The organism is Nonomuraea antimicrobica (genome assembly GCF_039536965.1).
GTDB classification, from domain to species: Bacteria; Actinomycetota; Actinomycetes; order Streptosporangiales; family Streptosporangiaceae; genus Nonomuraea; species Nonomuraea antimicrobica.
In genome coordinates, this window is sequence record NZ_BAAAZP010000074.1 from 165,501 (window position 1) to 185,289 (window position 19,789).

General features: G+C 71.7%; 21 protein-coding genes. 9 read left to right on the plus strand and 12 right to left on the minus strand.

The window, feature by feature from the left end:
* Window positions 1–121: 121 nt before the first annotated feature.
* Window positions 122–1,531, minus strand: coding sequence for an LCP family protein (locus ABD844_RS19160; protein WP_344879137.1), 1,410 nt, complete (start codon window positions 1,529–1,531; stop codon window positions 122–124).
* Between the two features lie 127 nt (window positions 1,532–1,658).
* Here ABD844_RS19160 and ABD844_RS19165 point away from each other — a divergent pair, with 127 nt between their 5' ends.
* Together ABD844_RS19165 and ABD844_RS19170 are read left to right on the plus strand one after the other, a co-directional pair.
* Window positions 1,659–2,387, plus strand: coding sequence for an SAM-dependent methyltransferase (locus ABD844_RS19165; RefSeq protein ID WP_344879140.1), 729 nt, complete (start codon window positions 1,659–1,661; stop codon window positions 2,385–2,387).
* 32 nt (window positions 2,388–2,419) lie between these two features.
* Window positions 2,420–3,862, plus strand: a complete 1,443-nt coding sequence (locus ABD844_RS19170; RefSeq protein ID WP_344879143.1) for an MFS transporter — start codon at window positions 2,420–2,422, stop codon at window positions 3,860–3,862.
* Here the strand turns inward: ABD844_RS19170 and ABD844_RS19175 are convergent.
* The 3 genes from ABD844_RS19175 to ABD844_RS19185 form a co-directional block, all read right to left on the minus strand.
* Window positions 3,831–4,397: a thymidylate synthase family protein gene (locus ABD844_RS19175; RefSeq protein WP_344879146.1), complete on the minus strand. Its 567-nt coding sequence runs from the start codon at window positions 4,395–4,397 to the stop codon at window positions 3,831–3,833. The genes ABD844_RS19170 and ABD844_RS19175 overlap by 32 nt on opposite strands.
* A gap of 51 nt (window positions 4,398–4,448) precedes the next feature.
* The gene (locus tag ABD844_RS19180; protein WP_344879150.1) at window positions 4,449–5,120 is read right to left on the minus strand and encodes a hypothetical protein; all 672 of its coding nucleotides are present in this window, start codon (window positions 5,118–5,120) and stop codon (window positions 4,449–4,451) included.
* An 85-nt stretch (window positions 5,121–5,205) separates the two neighbouring features.
* Window positions 5,206–6,186, minus strand: coding sequence for a polyprenyl synthetase family protein (locus ABD844_RS19185; RefSeq protein WP_344879153.1), 981 nt, complete (start codon window positions 6,184–6,186; stop codon window positions 5,206–5,208).
* A gap of 139 nt (window positions 6,187–6,325) precedes the next feature.
* Between ABD844_RS19185 and ABD844_RS19190 the strand changes: the two genes are divergently transcribed.
* A complete protein-coding gene (locus ABD844_RS19190; protein ID WP_344879156.1) occupies window positions 6,326–6,844 on the plus strand; it encodes a flavoprotein in 519 nt (172 codons plus the stop codon).
* Window positions 6,845–6,851: 7 nt separating this feature from the next.
* Here the strand turns inward: ABD844_RS19190 and ABD844_RS19195 are convergent, their stop codons facing one another.
* Entirely contained in the window at window positions 6,852–7,805 is a 954-nt protein-coding gene (locus tag ABD844_RS19195; protein WP_344879158.1) for a quinone oxidoreductase family protein, read from the minus strand.
* An 82-nt stretch (window positions 7,806–7,887) separates the two neighbouring features.
* Between ABD844_RS19195 and ABD844_RS19200 the strand changes: the two genes are divergently transcribed.
* Window positions 7,888–8,484, plus strand: a complete 597-nt coding sequence (locus ABD844_RS19200) for a TetR/AcrR family transcriptional regulator (RefSeq protein ID WP_344879161.1) — start codon at window positions 7,888–7,890, stop codon at window positions 8,482–8,484.
* Between the two features lie 98 nt (window positions 8,485–8,582).
* Here ABD844_RS19200 and ABD844_RS19205 read toward each other — a convergent pair whose 3' ends face one another.
* Window positions 8,583–9,452 carry a LysR family transcriptional regulator gene (locus ABD844_RS19205; protein ID WP_344879164.1) on the minus strand — a complete coding sequence of 290 codons (870 nt, stop codon included), beginning with the start codon at window positions 9,450–9,452 and terminating at the stop codon, window positions 8,583–8,585.
* 71 nt (window positions 9,453–9,523) lie between these two features.
* Between ABD844_RS19205 and dapA the strand changes: the two genes are divergently transcribed.
* Both dapA and ABD844_RS19215 read left to right on the plus strand, forming a co-directional pair.
* Window positions 9,524–10,396, plus strand: coding sequence for a 4-hydroxy-tetrahydrodipicolinate synthase (gene dapA / locus ABD844_RS19210; protein WP_344879167.1), 873 nt, complete (start codon window positions 9,524–9,526; stop codon window positions 10,394–10,396).
* Window positions 10,397–10,501: 105 nt separating this feature from the next.
* Window positions 10,502–11,413, plus strand: coding sequence for an NADP-dependent oxidoreductase (locus ABD844_RS19215; protein WP_425568613.1), 912 nt, complete (start codon window positions 10,502–10,504; stop codon window positions 11,411–11,413).
* Here ABD844_RS19215 and ABD844_RS19220 read toward each other — a convergent pair.
* Genes ABD844_RS19220 through ABD844_RS19230 form a run of 3 tightly spaced genes read right to left on the minus strand, consistent with a single transcriptional unit; the run spans window position 11,403 to window position 13,642 of the window.
* Window positions 11,403–12,317, minus strand: coding sequence for an aminoglycoside phosphotransferase family protein (locus ABD844_RS19220; protein ID WP_344879173.1), 915 nt, complete (start codon window positions 12,315–12,317; stop codon window positions 11,403–11,405). The genes ABD844_RS19215 and ABD844_RS19220 overlap by 11 nt on opposite strands.
* 59 nt (window positions 12,318–12,376) lie before the next feature.
* Window positions 12,377–13,255 (minus strand): 1,4-dihydroxy-2-naphthoyl-CoA synthase, encoded by an 879-nt coding sequence (locus ABD844_RS19225; protein WP_344879176.1) that lies wholly within the window; start codon window positions 13,253–13,255, stop codon window positions 12,377–12,379.
* A gap of 54 nt (window positions 13,256–13,309) precedes the next feature.
* Window positions 13,310–13,642: an ArsR/SmtB family transcription factor gene (locus tag ABD844_RS19230; protein ID WP_043615149.1), complete on the minus strand. Its 333-nt coding sequence runs from the start codon at window positions 13,640–13,642 to the stop codon at window positions 13,310–13,312.
* Window positions 13,643–13,728: 86 nt separating this feature from the next.
* Here ABD844_RS19230 and ABD844_RS19235 point away from each other — a divergent pair, with 86 nt between their 5' ends.
* Window positions 13,729–13,899 carry a DUF3073 domain-containing protein gene (locus ABD844_RS19235; protein WP_344879181.1) on the plus strand — a complete coding sequence of 57 codons (171 nt, stop codon included), beginning with the start codon at window positions 13,729–13,731 and terminating at the stop codon, window positions 13,897–13,899.
* 282 nt (window positions 13,900–14,181) lie between these two features.
* Here ABD844_RS19235 and ABD844_RS19240 read toward each other — a convergent pair whose 3' ends face one another.
* The 3 genes from ABD844_RS19240 to ABD844_RS19250 all read right to left on the minus strand — a co-directional run bounded on the left by ABD844_RS19240 (window position 14,182) and on the right by ABD844_RS19250 (window position 17,648).
* Complete coding sequence (locus ABD844_RS19240) at window positions 14,182–15,597, minus strand: LCP family protein (RefSeq protein ID WP_344879183.1); 1,416 nt, start codon at window positions 15,595–15,597, stop codon at window positions 14,182–14,184.
* Between the two features lie 153 nt (window positions 15,598–15,750).
* On the minus strand, window positions 15,751–16,413 hold the full coding sequence (locus ABD844_RS19245) for a response regulator (protein WP_344879186.1): 663 nt from the start codon (window positions 16,411–16,413) through the stop codon (window positions 15,751–15,753).
* Window positions 16,410–17,648 (minus strand): sensor histidine kinase, encoded by a 1,239-nt coding sequence (locus ABD844_RS19250; protein WP_344879188.1) that lies wholly within the window; start codon window positions 17,646–17,648, stop codon window positions 16,410–16,412. Before ABD844_RS19250 ends, ABD844_RS19245 begins: the two co-directional genes overlap by 4 nt.
* Before the next feature lie 269 nt (window positions 17,649–17,917).
* On the opposite strand from ABD844_RS19250, the gene ABD844_RS19255 reads away from it, so the two are divergent.
* Together ABD844_RS19255 and ABD844_RS19260 are read left to right on the plus strand one after the other, a co-directional pair.
* Window positions 17,918–18,322 (plus strand): hypothetical protein, encoded by a 405-nt coding sequence (locus ABD844_RS19255; protein ID WP_344879191.1) that lies wholly within the window; start codon window positions 17,918–17,920, stop codon window positions 18,320–18,322.
* Complete coding sequence (locus ABD844_RS19260; RefSeq protein ID WP_344879194.1) at window positions 18,319–19,779, plus strand: multicopper oxidase family protein; 1,461 nt, start codon at window positions 18,319–18,321, stop codon at window positions 19,777–19,779. Before ABD844_RS19255 ends, ABD844_RS19260 begins: the two co-directional genes overlap by 4 nt.
* Window positions 19,780–19,789 lie beyond the last annotated feature (10 nt).

Sequence of the window (19,789 nt, forward strand, 5' to 3'; positions counted from 1 at the left end):
AAAATCGTTTCCGTTCTGGACAGTCACCATCATGCCACAGCCGGTGCACGCCGGTGGAGCTTTCCTGGCATGGGAGGTCACCGGGAGCGGACGGGGTCCCGGTCGCGGTGGGTATGTGCGGTCAGGCGCAGGTGGTGTCGAGGTTGATGGGGATGTTCGGGCTGAGGGCGGGGCTCGGGGACGGGGCGTAGGGGTCGACGGCCGTCCTGCCGGGCTCCTCCTGGACCGTGGGGGAGGGCGAGCGCTCCTCAAGGGCCTGGGTGACCTCGCGGCGGATGAGGTACCAGTCCGGGTCGGCGGTGTCGATCAGCGGCGGTACGAAGCTCAGGCTGCGCATCCTGGTGTCCTTGACCTTCTGCGCCAGGTCCACGGCCGCGGGCAGGAGGTCCTGGGGGAGGTCGGTGGAGATGGCGCGCTTGGTGGCGGCGGCGAGGCTTTCGAAGCTGTTGAGCACCGTCATCGGGTCGGCCTGCTTGGCGACGGCATTGAGCAGGCACTTCTGGCGTCCCATGCGCACGTAGTCGTCACTGTCGGTACGTGACCGGCCGAACCAGAGGGCCTCATCGCCCGACAGCTTGCGGGTGCCGGCCGGGAGGAGGCCCTCGCGGCGCTTGCCGTACACGATGGGGGCCTTGATGGTGACCTGCACCCCGCCCATGGCGTCGACGATCTCGGCGAAGCCCTTCATGTCCACCATGGCGTAGTAGTTCACGGGCAGGCCGAGGATGTCGCCGATGGTCTGCTTGATCAGGGTGGGGCCGCGTCTGCCGTCCTCGACGCCGGGCACCATGCTCGGGTTGTCCTCGGCGAACTGGAAGATCTCGTTGAGCAGGCCGGGGGTGTCGGGGCCCGTGCCGGTGAAGCCGAAGGGGAAGAGGTCCCTGGCCGGGCCGTAGGGGAGCTGGACCTGCTGGAGGTTGCGCGGCAGGCCGAACAGGACGGTCGCGCCGGTCTCCACGTCCACGCTGGCCACGGTCATGCTGTCGGTACGCACCCCCGGCCGCTTCGGCGCGGAGTCGCCGCCGATGAGCAGGAAGTTGACCCGTTCCGCGCCGTTCCACGGGTCCTGGGCGAGCACGGGCGTGGTGTTGTCGCTGGGGGCGAACAGGGTGGTGACGACGTCGCGCGACACGTACGCCAGCCGCGCGGCGTACACGCTGGGCACCAGGACGAGCGCGCACAGCGCGATCGTCAGGACGGTGGTCAGGAAGCGGCTGACGGTGTGGGAGCGGTCAGGACGGACGAGGAGGAACGACCAGATGATCACGCCGGTCCACATCAGCGCGATCACCACCAGCGCCACCGTCAGCCAGGTGAGCCAGCGCGGCTGGACGGCCAGGGACAGGAGGTTGGCGCTGAAGGCGGTGAACACGCCCAGCACGGCCGCCAGCATCAGCACGTAGGCGAACATGAGCGTCAGACCGGTCTTGCGCCGCTCGGCGGCCAGGTGCGCGACGCCCCACAGCATGGTCGAGGCCACCGTCAGCGCGATGCTCGCAACCAGCCCGAATCGCCGATTTGCCCCCATCATGCCTGGTCAATCCCCCAGTGTGTGCCCATCCAGGTCACCGTAGTAAAGCGTTGTGCTTGATAGGCGGGACGAAAGGGAAGGGGTTGGTCAATTCCCCGTCAAGACGAGCTTGAGCTGGAATGTGAACGTGAGCAAGCGACACGGCAGCTACGGTTTCGACGCGCCGTGGGCAGTGGCCGGCTCGCTCCTCGGAGCGGTCGTGCTGGGCGCCCTGGCCGCGCTCTCCTTTTCCCTCGACATCCTCGCCGCGGGCCTGGCCTTCCTGTTCGGCGCGCTCTACACACTGGCCAGCGCGGTCAGCCACGTCTACACCGCGCGGCGCGGCAAGTTCGCGGTCTGGGCCGAGGAGCTGCGGCGGCTACGCGGTGACGAGCGCCTGCTCGACCTGGGCTGCGGCCGGGGGACCGTGCTGCTGCTGGCCGCCGGGCGGCTGGAGAGCGGCCGGGCGACCGGCGTCGACCTGTGGCGCTCCCGCGGACGGTCGCGCGCCCGCCCGCCGGCGGCCAGGGTGAACGCCGAGGTGGAAGGCGTCGCCGAGCGGGTGGACCTGGTGACCGCCGACCTGCGTGACCTGCCGTTCGGTGACGACGTCTTCGACGTGGTGGTGTCGAGCCGGGCCGTGCACACCGTCCGCGACGCCGACGGGCGGGCCGAGGTCGTTCGCGAGGCCCATCGGGTGCTGCGGCCCGGCGGCCTGATGCTGATCGCCGACGTCGGTCACACCGCCGCGTACGAGGAGACGCTGCGCGGGCTCGGCGTGGTCGACGTGCGCCGGCGCGACGCGGGCTGGCGCTTCTGGGCCGGCGGCCCGTGGTCCGGCACCGTAATCGTCGAGGCCAGGAAGCCCGCCGGATAGAAATCCCGATCTCCGGGTAGCCGCGTGAGCCTATGAGCGACGTGGAAACCGGTACCGTCACCACCAAGGTGCCCGCGCGGCTGGACCGGCTGCCCTGGTCCCGCTGGCACTGGATGATCGTCGTCGGTCTCGGCACCGTCTGGATCCTCGACGGGCTCGAGGTCACCATCGTCGGCAACCTCTCCGCCCAGCTCGCCAAGCCGGGCAGCGGCCTGGAGATCACCCAGGCCCAGGTGGCGGGCACGGCCGCGGCGCTCTACGTGGCGGGGGCGTGCTCCGGCGCGCTGTTCTTCGGCTGGCTGACCGACAGGTTCGGCAGGAAGAAGCTGTTCATCATCACGCTGGTCGTCTACCTGGTGGCCACGCTGATGACCGCGTTCTCGTTCAGCGCGTGGTGGTTCTTCCTGTTCAGGTTCATCACCGGTTTCGGGATCGGCGGCGAGTACGCGGCCATCAACTCGGCCATCGACGAGCTGATCCCGAGCCGGCACCGCGGGCGCATCGACATCATCATCAACGGCAGCTACTGGCTCGGCGCGGCCGGCGGCGCCCTGCTGACCGTGCCGCTGCTGAACGACCTGCCGGTCGCGATCGGCTGGCGGATCGCGTTCGGGCTGGGCGTGGTGCTCGGGCTGGCCATCCTCCTCGTACGGCGCAACGTGCCGGAGAGCCCGCGCTGGCTGTTCATCCACGGCAGGGGCGAGGAGGCCGAGCGGATCGTCGATGACATCGAGCGCGGGATCGGCAGGGACGACCTCCCGGAGCCCGAGCGGTCGATCACCGTGCACACGCGAAAGTCGATCGGGTTCGTCCGGATCGCGCACACCATGGTCGCGCTCTATCCCAAGCGGACGGTGCTGGGGCTGTCGCTGTTCGTCGGGCAGGCGTTCCTGTACAACGCGATCACCTTCGGGTACGCGCAGATCCTGTCCACGTTCTTCGGGATCGACACGTACACGGGGTACTACTTCGCGGTCATCGCGGTCGGGAACTTCCTCGGGCCCCTGCTGCTCGGCCATCTCTTCGACACCGTGGGGCGGATCCCGATGATCTCGGCCACGTACATCGGGTCCGGGGTGCTCCTCCTGGGCACGGCCTGGCTGTTCGACCAGGGCGTGCTCACCGCGGTCACGCTGACGGCGTGCTGGTCGGCGGTGCTGTTCGTGGCCTCGGCGGGGGCCAGTTCCGCGTACCTGACGGTCAGCGAGATCTTCCCCATGGAGACCAGGGCCATGGCCATCGCGTTCTTCTTCGCGATCGGCACGGCGGCCGGCGGCATCGCGGGGCCGCTGGTGTTCTCGTCGCTGGTCTCGAGCGGGGTGCCGAGGGACACGGCGCTCGCGTTCGTCATCGGCGGCCTGGTGATGATCGCCGGTGGGCTGGTGGAACTGTTCCTCGGGGTCAAGGCCGAGCGCAGGGCGCTGGAGGACATCGCGGAGCCGCTCACGGCGGCCGGGGCGACGCGGGGCGCATGACCTCCAGCGCCTGCCTGGTGTCGGACAGGTAGAGGTGCGGCACGTCCACGAACACCCGCATCGGGCCCGGCTCCGTCCCGAGCTTGGCGGCCATGGCCGCGTGCACCTCCGAGAGCGGCAGGTAGTTGAGGTAGCTGGTGAAGGCGTTCTGGGAGCGGAAGGTCGCGGTCATGGCGAGCGCGCCCTCCCTGATCCGGAACGCCAGCCCGATCAGGCACGGCACCGCGTCGTACTCCTCGCCGGGAGCGGTCAGCGAGATCCACGCGCTCTTGCTGTACGGCTTGACCCGCAGCAGGTCGGCGGCCCACCCGAGCTGGCCCGCGAGCCTGGCCCCGTAGCTGTACTTGAACGGCGGCACCACCACCTCCTCGCTGAACTTCCTGCGGTAGAGCGCCAGCCGGTCCGGGTCGCCGTACCGCGCGATGATCGGGTCGTCCCCGCTCACGCGCGCGATGTCGAACAACACCGCCGGCCCTTCGATGACCGGTCCCCGATCGTCGTCGGCGGGTTTGCCCGCCGACCAGACATGGCGCATCAACCAGATCCACGCCTCCCCACATGACGCCCAATGTGCTGGGCTGGGCATTTATCCCTCCAAATTCGGAAATTGAGTCGGGTGGTGAGGGAGTCGGCGTCGCCTGGTGACGTTGCAGCGCACGTAGTAGACGGCGTAGTGGACCAGCGCCACGAGCAGGATGCCGGTCATGAGCAGGAGCAGGTTGGGCTCCTGGCCGCTCAGGCCGGTGACGCCGACGGTCAGGTAGGTCGAGTTGACCGTCGCGAGCACCATGACGTTGATGCCCGGCCAGGCCAGCGGCGCGTACGTCTCGGGGAAGCGCGGGTCGATCGGCAGATTGGGGCTCCAGCCGAGCTCGTCCCTGAGCTTCGTGGCGTACAGGAGGCGGAAGTTGTTGATCGCGCGGGCCGTCCTGGCGTGCGCGTCGACCGCCTCGATGAGGCGTAAGAACGGCAGCACGCTGAGCAGGCCGAACGCGGTGACCAGCGCGAACAGGTACCACGGCACGTGCTGCCACCTGGTCAGGGTCTGCGGGTCCACGACCTTGGCGCCGGCCAGGGCGACGGCCGCGAGGAACGGGCCCGACAGCAGGCTCAGCGCGAGCCTGGTCATCTTCAGCCGCTCGTCCTTGGCGGCGAGGTGGACCGCGTAGATTCCGGTGAAGTCCACGGTGGCAAGCTGGAGGAACTGGCTCGGCGCCAGGTCTTCCTCCTTGGCCATGCGAGGGGGGATCTTTCGCATGAGCGGGCTCCTGGTCTGTGTACCCCAAGTATGAGTACTCTTTCCAGGTTTTGCCGCTGATTATTACCAATTGTTCCAACAAATCTCAACCGACCGCGGTCAGCGCGGTCATGCGCTCCACGTGGTCGATGTAGGCGGACGGGAGCGTGTACAGCAGGCCCGCCATCTCCTCGTCGTGGATCACCGGCAGGGCGGCCAGCGCGTCGGCGGCCAGGCCCCGGCAGTACTCGATCGTGTTGGCCGTCATCCGGCTCGCCCGCAGCCTGCGCAGCACCTCCGCCACCTGCTCGTCACCCATGTCCCGGCCCAGCAGGCCGCCGAGGTCGGCGCCCGACATGAGCAGCGGCAGGCTGTAGACGCCCTGTCGCAGGTCGTGCCCGGCCGGCTTGCCGAGCTGCGCGCTGGAGGCGGTCAGGTCGAGCAGGTCGTCGAGCACCTGGAAGATCAGCCCGAACTTCTCCCCGTACGCCGCCACGCGCGCCCTGTCCTCGGACGTGGCGCGGGCGCACACCGCCGCCACCAGGCACCCGGCCCTGAACAGGGCGGCCGTCTTGCCGGTGATGGAACGCAGCGCGCTGTCCCTCGTACGGGCGGTGTTGAACAGCTCGGCCGTCTCCAGGTACTGGCCCTCGGCCAGCTCCACCACGGCGGCCGCGAGCACCTCGGCGACCGGCCTGGACACGCTGGTGATGGCCGCCAGCCCGGCCCTGGCCAGCATGAAGTCCCCGATGACCAGCGCCTTGCCGTCGCCCAGCTCGGCGTTGAGCGTCGGGGCGCCGCGGCGCTCGGTGGCGCCGTCCATGAGGTCGTCGTGGACGAGCGAGCCCGCGTGGACGAGCTCGACGCAGGCCGCCGCGGTGATCACGCGGCGGTCGGGGGCCTTGCCCAGCGCGAGCGACGTGGCCAGCGTCATCGCGGGGCGCAGCCGCTTGCCGCCCGCCGCGACGATGCGCCCGGCGCCGGCGTTGATGGCGGGCAGCGCGGAGGAGCCGCTCAGCCGCCGGATCCTGGCCTCCACCTTGGTCAGCCCCGCAGCGATGGCGGGGTTGCGCAGCAGTTGATCCATGTCTCCAGACTGCGTCGCGCTCGCTGTGCCCGGCCTGAGAGTCCCTGAGGAGCCTCTCAGCCGCCCTGCCCGCCCTTCTCGGTCGCCGCGCCGTCGGAGAATGGCGGGGAACGTCGTCGTGTCCCTGGGAGTGGATCGCGTGAACGCATCGCCGGGTCAGACCCTCTACGTCGTCGTCTGCGCGGCCGGGGCGGCGGCCGAGGTGGGCCGGTTGATCGACCTGGCGCAGGACGACGGGTGGGTCGTGCAGGTCGTGGCGACCCCCTCCGCGCTGGACTTCATCGACGTGGCCGAGTTGGAGAGGCGGACGGGACGGCCCGTGCGCAGCCGTTACCGCAAGCCGCACGAGCCCAAACCGCCCAGGGCCGACGCCATGATCGTGGCGCCGGCCACGTACAACACGATCAACAAGTTCGCCCTGGGCATCACCGACACCTATGCCCTGGGCGTGCTCGCGGAGGCGCCGGGGCTGGGCATTCCCGTGGTCGTGCTGCCGTTCGTCAACAGCGCGCTGGCCGGGCGCACGCCGTTCGTGCGCAGCGTCGAGGACCTGCGGGCGGACGGCGTGCGCGTGGTGCTGGAGCCGGGCGACGACCCCTGGGCGCGGGCGCTGGCCGAGCTGGGCGTCAAACCTTCGCGCGTCCCCGATCAGGGGTGAGCCTCTTTCAGAGGGTGAGCAGGACGCGGCCCGTCACGGCCCGGCTCTCCAGGAGGCGGTGCGCCTCGGCGGCCTTCTCCAGGGGCAGCGTGCGGGCGACGTACGCCTCGCTCCGCCCCGACGCCAGGCGGGCCAGCATCTCCGGGTAGTGCGTGCCGAACACCTCGGCGGCCCAGGCGGGGCCGCTGCAGCCGGTGATGGTCACCCCGCGTTCCATGAGGTCGGCGGCGGTGACGGCGGCGGGCTCGCCGCTCAGCAGGCCGTAGGAGAGCATGCGGCCGGTGCCCGGGGTGAGGTGGCCGAGCACCTGAGTGGCCGAAGCGCCGCCGATGGACTCGAAGGCCACGTCCACGTCGGGCAGGTCGCCGGGCCAGCCGGGCGTGCCGTGGTCGAGCACGGTGTCGGCGCCCAGCTCGGCGGCCCGGTCCCGCTTGTCGGGCGACCCGGCGGTGGCGATCACGTGGCCGGCGCCGAACTCCTTGGCGTGCTGGACGAGGTAGGTGCCGACGGAGCTGGTGCCCGCCTCCACCAGGATCGTCTCCCCGCCCGCGAACCTGGCCCGGTGGAGCAGGCCGAGCGCGATCGCGCCGGGCGTGGCCACCGCCAGGGCCTCCTCCGGGGTCACACCGTCCGGTACGGGGCAGGTCAGGGCGGCCGGGAGGAGCACGTACTCGGCGTACGCGCCCACCCCGCCCGTCATGCCCACCAGCATGCTGCCGATCGGCCGGTCCGTCACGCCCGGGCCCGCCTCGACGACCTCGCCGACCGCCTCGGCGCCGATCACGGCCGGCAGCTCCAGCGGGAACGGCAGCGTGCCCGCGCGGATCTGGGTCTCCGCGTAGCTGACGCCGACGGCCTGGGCCCGGATGAGGACCTGCCCCTCGCCCGGTTGGGGGCGCGGCAGCTCGGCGGGCTCCAGCCGCTCGGGCCCACCCGTGGCCGCCAGGACGATCGCGCGCATGATTTCCTCCAGATATCTGAACCAGTGGTCCTGTTAATATATGGACCAGCGGTCAAGTTTGTCTATGGGAAAGAATGACCGGATGGAACGTCGAGAGCGGGCCGACGCCGCGCGCAACCGGCAGGCGATCCTGCGGGCGGCCGAGGAACTGCTGCGGCGGCACCCGCCCGAGCAGGTATCCGTCGAGCGGGTGGCCGCGGCGGCGGGCGTGGGCAAGGGGACGGTCTTCCACCGGTTCGGCAGCCGTACGGGGCTCATGCTCGCACTCATGGCCGAGCGGGCCCGCGAGCTGGAGCAGGCCGTGGCAGAGGGGCCGCCGCCGCTCGGACCCGGCGCCGGGCCCGCCGAGCGGCTGGTCGCGTTCCTCGCGGAGGTGGCCGCGCTGGCGGCGCGCAACGGCAACCTCATGGCGGCGCACGAGCACGCGATCGTCACCAGCAAGAGCGCCGCGGAACAGCCCAGGGAGGCCAACCCGATCTACGTCTCCTGGCACCGGCACGTCTCCGGGCTGATCGCCGAGGGGCGGCCGGACGTGGACGCCGAGCAGATCGCCCACATGCTGCTCGGCACGCTGCACATGGAGCCGATCGCGGGCCAGTTGCGGGCGGGGAAGCCGGAACGACTCGCCGCGGGCTTCGCCGTCCTGATCAGAGGGTTGCTCGGGGAGGGGGGCCGGTGACGGTCCGTGCGGGTCGGAGCGCCGGAGCGCCGGTCGGGAGCGCACGGCGGGGGACGGCTGTGCCGGTCAGCGCGGGAGACCGGTGACGGCGGTGCTGGTCAGAGGGGGAGGTGGGTGATGGCGGCGCGGAAGGCGGTGATGGCGGCGCCGATCGCCGGGTGCTCGCCGTTCCCCCGCCGGAAGGCCGCCAGCGTGCGGCGGCTCAGTGGCAGGCGGGTCAGGCGTAGGCCCTCCGGTGGGCCGGTGGCCGCCAGGCGGGGCACGAGCGCGACCCCCTGACCGGCCGCGGCGAGGGCCAGGACGGTGTCGAAGTCGTCGATGTGGTGCCGTACGAGGGGCTCGAAACCGGCCGCCTGGCAGGCCCGGATCGCCATCGTGTGGCAGAGGGTGCCCGGTTTGCCGGTGATCCACGGGTCGGTGCGGGCGGCGGCGACGGAGGGGCGGCCGGTCAGGTACATCGCCTCGCTGAACAGCGGCTCGGTCTCGATGGAGGCGTCGGTGACGGGCGGGACGAAGTCGTACTCGTGCACGAGCGCCACGTCCAGCTCCCCGGCCCGCAGCGCGGCCGAGACGTCGGCGGGGTCGATCTCGAAGACCATCGGCTCCAGCCCCGGATGCGCGCCGGTCAGGTCGGCGAGGGCGGGCGTCAGGAGCACGCGGGCGGCCGTCGGGAAGGCGCCCACGCGCAGCGGCCCCGAGGGCCCGCCCCGGATCGCGGCCAGCGCCGCCGACGCGCGTTCGAGCTGCTCGAGTACGGCCTGCGCGTGCTCCGCCAGCAACCGCCCGGCGGGCGTCAGCGTCACCGTGCGCCCCGTGCGCTCCAGCAGCGGCACGCCCGCCTCCCGCTCCAGTGCGCTGAGCTGCTGTGAGACTGCCGACGGCGTGAACGTGACGGCCTGCGCGACCGCGGCGATCGTGCCGCGCCGGGCGAGTTCGCGGAGCAGGTGGAGCTTGCGCGGGTCGAGCATAAGTTCAGCTTAAGCTCAAACGAAGATATCCGCGCTGGACCTAACGTGTCCAGGGGCGGCAGGATCGGAGCATGCTGAAGGGAATCCACGTACCGCTGGTCACGCCGTTCGACTCCGCGGGCGAGGTGGCCGTGGACGCGATCGAGAAGCTCGGCCGGCACGTGCTCGACAACGGCGCGGACGGACTGGTCGCGCTGGGCACGACCGGCGAGGTGGCGGTGCTCGACCCCGAGGAGCGTTCGCGGGTGATCGAGGCGTGCGTGCGGGTCTGCGCGGGGCGGGCGGTGCTGACGGTGGGCGTGACGGGCAATGACACCCGTTCGACGGCCAGGGCGCTGCGCGAGCTGCCGGAGGGGGTGCACGCCGCGCTGGTGACGGTGCCGTACTTCCTGCGGCCCGGCGAGCGCGGGGTCGTCGCCCACTTCGAGGCGCTGGCGGAGGAGGCGCCGGTGCCGCTGGTGATCTACCACGTCCCCTACCGCACCGGCCAGACCCTGAGCATCGCCACATTGCGGCGACTGGCCGCCCATCCGAGGATCGTGGGGATGAAGTACGCGGTCGGCGGGATCGATCAGGACACGGTCGAGCTGCTCGGGGAGCCGATCGACGGGTTCGACGTGGTGGGCGGCGACGACGTCCTCATCTCGCCGATGCTCGGGCTGGGGGCGACGGGCGGCATCCTGGCCTCCGCGCACCTGAAGACCGAGATGTTCGCCAACCTGGTCTACTTCTGGCGCACCGGGGACGCCGAGGGAGCCAGGCTCTCCGGTCACACGCTGGCCCGGCTCTCGGCGGCGTTGTTCGCCGAGCCCAACCCGGCCGTGCTCAAGGGCGTGCTGCACGCCCAGGGCCTGATCCCGACCCCGGACGTACGCCTGCCGCTGCTCCCCGCGAGCGCCGAAGCGGTGGCCCGAGCCGTCGCCATCCACGACGACACCTGGTGACACGGGGCCCTTGTGGCGAATGTTTTACGTGAAACCTCGTCCACCCCGGGGACGCTTGACCTCAAGCACTCTTGAGGTGCCACGCTCGAAGGCATGACGGAGACGATGAGGGCCGCGGCGTTCGCCGAGCCGGGCGGCCCCGAGGTGCTGAAGGTGATGGAGCTGCCGGCCCCGCACGCCGGCCCAGGAGAGGTACGGGTCCGGGTGCGGGCGGCCGGCGTGCAGCCGTTCGACACGGCGGTACGCACCGGTTGGCTGCCTCCCTACATGGAGGAGGTCCCTTACCCGCGCATTCCGGGCAACGAGTTCGCGGGCGTGGTCGACCAGGTGGGCGCGGGCGTGACAGGGGCGGCGGTGGGCGACGAGGTGCTCGGGTTCTCCCGGCTGTTCTCGTACGCCGAGTGCATCGTGGTGCCCGGCACCGACGTGGCGCCCAAGCCCGCGGGGGTGCCGTGGGAGGTGGCCGGCGGGCTCACCTCGGGCGTGCAGACGGCCGAGCTGGCCATCGACACCATGGGGTTGGCGTCGGGCGAGACGCTGCTCGTGCACGGCGCGGCCGGGTCCGTGGGCACGGCGGCCGTGCAGATCGCCCGGCGGCGCGGGGCCACCGTGATCGGCACGGCGCGTGAGGTGAACCACGACCACCTGCGTGAGCTGGGCGCCGTACCGGTCGCGTACGGGGAGGGGCTGATCGACCGGGTGCGCGCACTGGCGCCCGGCGGGATCGACGCCTCGCTGGACGGCGCGGGCGGGCACGCGCTGGAGGTCTCGCTCGAACTCGTCCGCGACTCGGCGCGCATCGTCACCCTGGTCGAGCACGGCAGGGCGGCCGAACTCGGCGTGAAGTTGGTGCGGGGGGAGCGCACCGCCGAGCGGCTCGGGCGCTACGCCGCCCTGTACGCCGAGGGGGCCTTCGCCTTCCCGGTGCGGCGGGCGTACCGGCTGGAGGAGGCCGCGGACGCGCACCGCGAGATCGAGACCGGGCACGGCCGGGGCAAGGTCGTCCTCACCATCTGAGCCGCATGGCCTCGGCCACCGCGAGCTGGACCTCGCTGAGTGCGAGCGCGCCGTCCGCCGCGTCCCACAGGCAGTTCTGCAGGACGCGGCCGAACGTCCACCCGGCCGCCCGCCGCCGGTCGAGGCCGAGCCCGTCGACCATGAAGTCGAAGCGCCGCAGCACGGCCCGCGGCACGTCGCCGGTCGCGACCACCTCGTCCCACCGGTTGTGCAGGGCGGGCAGCAGGTCGAACCCCGGGTCGCCGACCAGCGGCTTGGGGTCGATGGCCAGCCACGGCTCCCGGTCGGCGGCCAGCACGTTCTCGTAGTGCAGGTCCCAGTGCAGCAACCGGTCGCCGGGGTCGGGGACCAACTCGGCGACCGCCCCGGCGCACCACCGCAGCCAGTGGCGGTCGCGGTCGCGCGGCAGCCGCTGGAGCGCGCCTTCCACGTCGTCCAGCATGCCCTGGGCGAGGTCGCCGAGCCTTCTGACGTCCGCGGGCCCGGGATGGGCGACCAGGCGGCGCAGCAGCGTGGTCAGCACGTCGAGTGCGGCCATCACGTCGGGCACGGTGGCCAGCGAGCGGTCCGCCTCCAGGCGTTCGAGCAACAGGGTGCCGGTCTCGGGATCGGAGTCGAGCAGCAGCACCGAGCCGTCGCCCGCCCAGGCCCGCAGGCTCGACGCCTCCCAGGCGGTCTCGTCGGTGACCGGCTGGAGCTTGAGCGCCGCCTTCGTGCCGTCGGCGCGGACCACGGGCAGCACGAGCGCGACGACTCCGTGCCTGGACTCGCCGTCCGGCCGCAGCTCCCACTCCGCCAGGAACCGCTCGGCCAGCGCGGGCAGCCCGGCCGACCAGGCGCGTCCGGCCGCACCGTCGTACTTCACGTGAGACTCGGTCAACGCCCGCGGCACCTTGATCCTCATGGCCCCAGTCTGCCGACGGCGCAGGTGGGGTCGGACGGAGGCGTCTCCAGGGCAGGCGGCTAGAAGTGCCAGGGGAACGGGGACCAGTCGGGCGCGCGCTTCTCCAGGAACGAGTCACGCCCCTCGGCCGCCTCGTCCGTCATGTACGCCAGTCGCGTCGCCTCACCCGCGAACACCTGCTGCCCCACCAGCCCGTCATCGATGGCGTTGAAGGCGAACTTGAGCATCCGCTGCGCCGTCGGCGACTTGCCGTTGACCTTGCGGGCCCACTCCAGGGCCGTCTTCTCCAGCTCCTCGTGCGGCACCACGGCGTTGACCATGCCCATGCGGTGGGCGTCGGCGGCGCTGTAGGTGTCGCCGAGGAAGAAGATCTCGCGGGCGAACTTCTGTCCGACCTGCCGCGCCAGGTACGCCGACCCGAACCCGGCGTCGAAGCTGGCCACGTCGGCGTCGGTCTGCTTGAAGCGGGCGTGCTCGGCGCCGGCCAGGGTGAGGTCGGCCACGACGTGCAGGCTGTGCCCGCCGCCCGCGGCCCAGCCCGGCACCACGCAGATCACGATCTTGGGCATGAAGCGGATCAGCCGCTGCACCTCCAGGATGTGCAGCCGGCCGGTCGAGGGGGTGCCGTCGGCGTACTGGTAGCCGTCTTTGCCCCTGATGCGCTGGTCGCCGCCGGAGCAGAACGCCCAGCCGCCGTCCTTCGGCGAGGGGCCGTTGCCGGTCAGCAACACACAGCCGACGTCGGTGGTCTGCCGGGCGTGGTCGAGCGCACGGTAGAGCTCGTCGACGGTCTGCGGGCGGAAGGCGTTGCGTACCTCCGGGCGGTTGAAGGCGACGCGTACGGTGCCCTGGTCGACCGCCCGGTGGTAGGTGATGTCGGTGAAGTCGAATCCCTCGACCGCCTGCCACGCCTTGGGATCGAACAGTTCGGAGACCATGGCCGAGAGCCTAACGGATCAGGCTTTCGGTCCCTTCGGCCCCACCGGCCTCCGCTAGGTGACCTCGGCCCGCAGCTCCGCGAGCAGTTCGCCTTGGTCGGCCAGCATGTCGGTGAGGATGCGCCGGGCGGCGCCCAGCAGATCGGCGAGTTCGGGCGTGGCCAGGGTGTAGACCACGGTGCTGCCCTCGCGGATCGCGCTCACGATTCCCGCTCTGCGCAGGACTGCGAGCTGCTGGGAGAGGCTCGATGCCTCGATGTCGATCTGGGCCAGCAGGTCCCTGACGGGTAGCGGCCCTTCCTGGAGTAGCTCCAACACTCGGATGCGAGCGGGGTGGCCGAGCGTTCGGAAGAAGTCGGCCTTGGCCTGGTAGACCTCCACGTGCATATTGCCAGACTAATCCAGTGCAGTTGCATAATTCTTCAAGTCGTAACGTTGTTGGATAGCATGACAGCGGGGACTAGGGAGTAGCCATGGGCCGAGGAAGAGCCAAGGCGAAGCAGACGAAGGTCGCTCGCCAACTGAAGTACACCAACCACAACATCGACTACGACCGGCTCCGCGAGGAGTTGGGCGCCGACACGCGGAGCGAGGAGATCTACCCGCCCACGCCGTCCGAGCAGGAGTCCGAACGCGGGCGGTGACGCGGGTCGGTTCGCGGGGATGAGGTTGACGTCCTTCGACCGCCCGGCCTCCGGCGCCTGACCGGGCGCCGCGAGTCCCGCGCGGTCGCGGCACCTCGCGAACGATGACGCGCAGCTCAGGGAGCGCGGCTCGCGCTCCCACGCAGAAGCGCCGCCCGCCGCCGAACGGCATCCAGCCCTGCTCTGGTGCCCTTCACCACGAAACGCTCAGGACCGAACTGTCCGGGCGCGGAGAAGGCGGCGGGATCACGGTGCCCCCAGCGCCCGGGGCCACGGGAGCGATCAGGTCGCGCACGTGTCGTGCGTGGCGTCGAAGCCCTTGATCGCCTCTGTGTCGTCCGTACGCAGGGGCTTGAGGCCCTGCCAGTCGTTCCCGATCACCAGCACCAGACGGCTCGTACGCGCGCCCGCCACCGCCCGCGACGTGGCCCGCAGCACGTCGCCGGAGAGCGTGGGCACCCGGGTCTCGCCGTTGGGCCCGTACAGGATCGTGGTCTTCGCCTGCGGCTTGCGCGCCGTATCGCCGATCTTGGCGATGTGGTAGCCGCGCTGCTCAAGGAACGCCGCCGCCTCGGTGGCCAGCCCGGAACGCCAGGTGCCGTTGCGCAGCTCGACCTGGATCTTCGACCGGCCCACCTTGGCCTGGCCGCCCTTGACCCCCTCGACGCTCTGGTCCTTGGCCACGATCTGGAACAGCCGTCCCGCCTGCGGCTGCACCCACTCCACCCGGCCGGGCTGGGTGAGCGAGTAGTGCCAGGGCGTGGTGATGAAGCGGATCCTGCCCGCGTCGATCCCCTGCAGGCTGGTCGCCAGGTCCTTCATGACGCCGAAGGTCAGCTCGCGGTCGGTGGTGACCGCCTGGGTGCCCGCGTCGAGGATGCCCAGGAGCTTGGCCGGGTCGGTGAGCGTCTCACCGCTCATCACCTTCTTGACCATCGAGGCGATGAACATCTGCTGTCGCTGGATGCGCCCGATGTCGGAGCCGTCGCCCAGGCTGTAGCGGGCGCGTACGTAGCCGAGCGCCTGCTCCCCGTTGAGCGTCTGGCGGCCCGCGGACAGGTGGAGCAGGGCCTTCTTGTCGTCGATCGGCTCGGGCAGGCAGACCTCGACGCCGCCGACGGCGTTCACGATGCCCTTGAAGCCGGTGAAGTCGACCTTCACGAAGTGGTCGATGTGGATGCGGGTGAGCGACTCGACGGTCTTCCAGGTGCAGCCGATGCCGCCGGAGTTGAACGACTCGTTGATCATGCCGAGGTGCGCCTGCTGTCCGGGCAGCGCGCCGGTGGCGCGGCAGGCGGGCAACTGGACCAGCGAGTCGCGCGGGAAGCTGATCACCATCGCGTTGTCCCGCTGCGACGACACGTGCACGAGCATGATCGTGTCGGTGCGCTCGCCCGCGAACTGGCCGTACTTGGCGTTCTTGCCGTCGCGCTGGTCGGAGCCGACGACCAGGACGTTCATCGCCGTGCCCGCCACCTTGGGCGGCCGGGTGGCGCCGAGGTCGTCGGCGGTGACGTCCTGGTGCTTGACGTTGCCGGTGAGGCGGGCGACCACGCCCACGGCCGTGCCCGCGCCGAGGAGCACGACGGCCGCGGTGATCGCGACCGTCCAGCGCAGCCAGCGGCGGCGGCGCCGCGGCGACTGCGCGCCAGGCCCGTCGGTCGGTTCGGTGGTCGGCGCGTCGACAACGCTGCTCACGTGACTCCAACAGGGACGGGGCCGAGGGCCGCCGCCCTGGCCAAGAGCCTCGCCGTACAGATCTCGGCCGTTGAACGTGCCCGATGGTACTCGTTCGGGCCTGATCGCGTGCCCCGTCCCGTCAGGTCGGTCCGGAAAGGGGGAAAAGGGAGGTCAGCGGCCCGTCCTCGGGGTGACCAGCCCCGACTCGTAGGCGAAGACCACGAGCTGGGCCCTGTCGCGGGCGCGCAGCTTGGTCATCGCCCTGCTGACGTGGGTCTTGGCGGTGGTCGGGCTGATCACCATGTGCGCGGCGATCTCGTCGTTGGACATGCCGCGGGCCACCAGGGCGGTCACCTCGCGCTCCCGGTTGGTGAGCACGTCCAGCCCCGCGGGCTCCGGCTCGGGGCGGCGGGCGACGTACTCGCCGATCAGGCGGCGGGTGATCGCGGGTGAGAGCAGGGCGTCGCCGCGGGCCGCCACCCGGACACCCTGCAGCAGGTCGGCGGGCTCGGTGTCCTTGACCAGGAATCCGCCGGCCCCGGCTCGCAGGGCGTTGAAGACGTACTCGTCGAGGCCGTAGTTGGTCAGGATCACCACGTGGACGCCGCTCAGCCGCTCGTCGGCGGCGATGCGCCGGGTGGCCTCGATGCCGTCCATCACGGGCATCTGGACGTCGATGAGCGCCACGTCGGGCAGGTGTTCGAGGGCGAGGGCGATGGCCTGCTCGCCGTTCGCGGCCTCGGCCACCACCTCGATGTCGTCCTCGGCCTCCAGCAGGGCGCGGAAGCCGCCGCGGATGAGCGCCTGGTCGTCCACGAGCAGCACGCGGATCACGATCGCTCCCCCTGTGGCAGCTCGGCGGGCGAGGGTTCGTCCGGGGGGAGCCCGGCGGGCGCGGGTTCGTCCGAGGGGGGTCCGGCGGGTGCGGGTTCGTCCGGGCGGGGTTCGGCGGGTGCGGGCTCGTGCAGGGGGAGTTCGGCGCGGACGGTGAAGCCGCCCTCGGCGCGGGGTTCGGCCCGCAGCCGGCCGCCGAGCGCCGCGACGCGCTCGCGCATGCCGAGCAGGCCCACGCCGGGCACGGGAGGCGCGTCCACCTGGGCCGGGCCGTCGTCGTCGACCTGCACGACCAGCTCCTGACCCGCGTAGTCGACGCGTACGCGGGCGGCGGCCCCGCCCGCGTGCCTGGAGACGTTGGTGAGCGCCTCCTGGACGATCCGGTACGCGGCCCGGTCCACCTCGGCGGGCAGCTCACGACGCCGCCCTGAGACGGTCACCGTGGCCGAAAGACCGGTCGAGCGGGCCCGCTCCACCAGGTCGCCGAGCCGGTCGAGGCCGCTGGCCGCCGGTCCGTCGTCGTCCCGCTCGCCCGCGTCGCGCAGCACCTCCAGCGTGGTACGCAGCTCGCGCATGGCGTCGCCGCTGGCCTCCTGGATGGCCAGCAGCGCCGCGGGCACCTCGTCGCCGCGCTTGCGCGCCAGATGGACGGCCACTCCTGCCTGCACCTTGATGATCGAGATGCTGTGGGTCAGCGAGTCGTGCAGCTCCCTGGCGATGCGCAGCCGTTCCTCGCCCGCGCGGCGGCGGGCGGCCTCCTCGCGGGTGCGCTCGGCGGCCAGCGCGCGCTGCTCCGCCTGCTCCAGGTACGCCTGCCGGTGCCGGCTCACCGTCCCCGCCACCCCGGCGGCCAGGAACCAGCCGAGCAGCAGCGTCGTCGCCTGGGCGATCTCCAGTGGCGGCCGCCCGCCCGCGTTGGCCAGGTTCACCGCCAGGCTGGAGCCCAGGAACACCGCCCCGGCCAGCGCGGGCAGCAGCCGGTGGCCGACCTGGACGCAGGCGTACACGGAGATCAGCACGGGGAAGGCGGCGGACGGGCCGGGCTGGGCGTGCGCCGCGTACACGAGCATGCAGACCGTGGTCACCGCCAGCGGCACCAGCGGCGCCCGGCGCAGGGCGAAGAGCGAGGCCGAGCCGATCAGGACCGCGACGAGGTCGAGGGCTCCCGCCGCCGGGGTGGTCAGCACGGTGGCGGACAGCATGACGGCCATTACGGCGGCCAGGGCGCCGTCCATGGCGATCGGGCGCCATGGACCGCCCGAATCCGGCCATCCGCGCCACCCGTGCCATCCGTGCGACGAGCTCATTCCTGCACATTAGAGCCTGTTCCTGGACACGGTCGTCGGCGTCGGGGCGGAATTTCGCACTACTTCCGGCGTGGTACTCGGCCCGGTCCTACTGTCCTGGTCGTAGCGGCAGGATTCGCCCGGCGCACGACGACCGGCGGCCGGTCCGGGGAGGACGATCCCAACATGCACACGATCCGTACGTCGGGAGACTCCTCATGACCGCGCAACACACGCTCGCCACCCGCCCCGCGCAGGCGTCCTGGACCATGCAGGCGCTCAGGGCCGTGGCCGTCCTGCACGTCGTCGCGCTGCTGTTCCAGGCGGTGACGGCGGGCATGCTGCTCTCCTCGCCGGGTGGACGGGCGCTGCACGCCACCTCCGGGATGGCCCTGGCCGTCATCGGGCTCCTGCACGTGGTCACGGCGATCCTGGTGCGGTGGCCGGGCGGCGGGTCCGCCAGGTTCATCGGCCCGGCGGCGGGGCTGCTGGTGTTCACGGTGGTGGCGATGGTTCTCGGCATGGCGCATGTGAAGGTCGTTCACCTGCCGCTCGGGGTCCTGCTGTTCGGCGGCGGTGTCGCCCAGCTCATCCGGGTCATGGCCCGGCCTGGAAAGGTATGAGCCCGACCCGGCGCGACGTGCTGCGGCTGCTCGGGCTCGGCGCCGTGGCGGCGGCCGGGGCGCAGGGGTGCTCGCTGATCGCCGGCACCCCGCAGCCGCAGCTCCTGACCAGCGCGGCACCGCTGCCCAAGCCGTACGCGGTGCCGCTGCCGGTCCCCGAGGTGGCCCAGCCGGTCCGCGACGCGGGCGGCGTGGACTACTACGAGCTGACCGAGCGGGTGGCGCAGGCGGAGCTGCTGCCGGGGCTGCGCACCCCGATCTGGGGGTACGGCGGCACCTTCCCCGGCCCCACCATCCGGGCCCGCAGCGGCCGGCGTACGGTCGTGAAGCTCGTCAACCAGCTCGGCGAGCCGACCGTGCTGCACCTGCACGGCGGGCACACCCCGCCCGAGTCCGACGGCTTCCCCACGGACCTGGTGGCCCCCGGGGCCTCTCGCGAGTACGCGTTCCCGCTGGAGCAGCGGGCCGCCACCCTCTGGTACCACGATCACCGCATGGACTACACGGGGCCGCAGGTGTGGCGGGGGCTGGCGGGGATGTTCCTGATCGGCGACGCCGAGGAGGAGGCGCTGCCGCTGCCGTCAGGGGAACGCGACCTGCCGCTGCTGATCTGCGACCGGTCGTTCGCGGCCGACGGCACCCTGTTGTACCCGGCGCTGGAGGGGCGGCCGGGGGTGCGGGAGGCGTACATGGGGGGTGTGCTGGGCGATGTGATCCTGGTGAACGGGGCGCCATGGCCGGAGCTGCGGGTGGCCAGGGCGCGTTACCGGCTGCGGTTGTGCAACGCGTCCAACGCGCGGGCGTACGAGCTGTCGACCGGTGGGCCGATGATCCGGATCGGGGGCGACGGCGGGCTGCTGGCCGCGCCGCGTACCGTGCGGCAGGTCAGGCTCGCGCCGGGCGAGCGGGCCGACGTGGTCGTGGACTTCTCGGCGTACCGGGTGGGGCAGCACGTCGAGCTGCGGAACCTGGCGGGGGAGGGCGCGCAGGCGCGGGTGATGCGGTTCGCGGTGGACCGCGACGAGGCCGACGACTCGGCCGTGCCGCAGCGGTTGTCCACGGTCGAGGCGCTCGACCCGGCCAAGGCGGTGGTGACGCGGGACTTCGAGTTCGCCAGTGGGAGCATGCACGGGGGCACCGGCTGGCTGGTCAACGGCCGGCCGTTCGACCCGAAGCGGATGGAGGCCAGACCCAAGCTCGGCGACATCGAGATCTGGCGGCTGACCAGCGACGTCGCCCATCCGGTGCACCTGCACCTCGACCACTTCCAGGTGCTGTCGGTCAACGGGGAGCGGCCGGAGGGGCCGCCGGAGTGGAAGGACACGGTCGAGCTGCGCGAGGCCCAGACCGTCGAGATCGTCACCCGCTTCACCGACTACCGGGGGCGTTACGTCCTGCACTGTCACAACCTCGAACATGAGGACATGGCGATGATGGCCGCCTTCGAGGTGGTCTGAGCCTCCCGGC